The sequence below is a fragment of the Priestia sp. SB1 genome, from assembly GCF_038898415.1.
Genome location: NZ_JBBJSS010000037.1, coordinates 1 through 1437, shown reverse-complemented (window position 1 = coordinate 1437; position 1437 = coordinate 1). Strand labels below are relative to the sequence as shown.

Annotated in this window: 1 protein-coding gene; it reads right to left on the bottom strand. The window is 35.8% G+C overall.

Translation table 11 applies throughout. The features are described 5' to 3' along the window. Positions 1-34: 34 nt before the first annotated feature. A protein-coding gene (locus tag WKH56_RS35030) for an IS3 family transposase (RefSeq protein WP_087947471.1) occupies positions 35-1383 on the bottom strand; the annotation gives its coding sequence in 2 pieces (ribosomal slippage) (positions 35-939 and positions 939-1383; 1350 coding nt in all). Between the last annotated feature and the right edge of the window lie 54 nt (positions 1384-1437).

The following is a 1437-nucleotide window of genomic DNA, read 5'->3' as shown; positions in this document are numbered from 1 at the left end:
ATTTGAACTGAACCCAAAAAGTTAGACACGTTATTTAGGCAGCTAATGAGGATTGAATTCTGTATTCTACAGGGGTCAATCCTTTTAATTTTTCTTTTATTCGTAGATGGTTGTAATAGAGGATATAGGCCTCTAATTCCTGTTTGAACTGTTCTATACTTTCAAATTCTTGTAGATAGAGTAACTCTGATTTTAATAGACCAAAGAAGTTTTCAATAACCGCATTATCTAAACAGTTACCCTTACGGGACATGCTTTGAGTAATGTTATTTTCCTTCAATAAATGCTGATATTTGGTCATTTGGTAGTGCCATCCTTGATCAGAATGAAGAATAGGGCAGTCTCCCTCATTTAAACAGTCAAATGCTTTATGTAACATCGTAGTGACCAGTGAAAATACAGGTCTCTTGTCGATATGGTAGGAGATAATTTCCCCATTAAAAAGGTCCAAAATAGGTGATAAGTAAAGCTTCTCTCCGAATAGGTGAAACTCTGTGATATCGGTTACCCATTTTTCATTTGGTTTAGATGCTTTAAAATCACGTTTAAGGATATTTGGAGCGATTCTTCCTGTTCTCCCACGATAAGAACGATACTTTTTGAGCCGAACGAGGCACTTTAAGCCTAGCTCTTTCATCAATCGACAGACCGTCTTATGATTAATAAGATAGCCTAGACGGTGTAATTCTAGCGTAATACGACGATAACCATACCTCCCTTTGTGTTTATGAAAGATATGATGAATGGTTTCTTTAACTTCTTTATACTTGTCAGGGCGCTTAAAGGCTTTTATCCAATAATAATACGTACTACGAGCGATTCTAGCTACTTTGATAAGGTCGACGACCTTATACTCATGCCTTAATTCAAACACTACTTGGGCTTTTTCTCGCTCTTTAATTCCCTTAATGTTTGTACTAAGGCGTTCAACTTTTTTAAGTACGCATTTTCCATTCGTAAATATTCAAGTTCCTTTACTAGCTCTTCATTTGTTTTCTGTGAATCATTATTTTTAATCGAATTCTTCTTCACTTTTGGCGGCCTCCTGGTCTTGGCATACAGACCGTCCATGCCCTGTTCTTCAAAGATCCTTCTCCATTTTATAACCGTTGAATATGAAGGGATATTAAATACAGAAGATGCTTCACGAATAGACGCTCCCGTTTTTTCAATATACGTTAATACGTCCATTTTAAACTCGGCAGAGTACTTTGTATACGTTGATTCTAAACCTTCTTTCCCATGTTTTTTAAATAATGCCACCCATTGAATAACATCTGATGTATTCGCACCATATAACTCAGCTGTTTCTTTATATGAATATTGCTTATTGATGTAGAAATCTACAGCTTTTAACTTTGTTTCAAGTGTGTGTTTTGACATAAAAAACTGCACCTCCAATTATTAGTTTTTGTCTAACAAGTGGGGTGCAGTTCA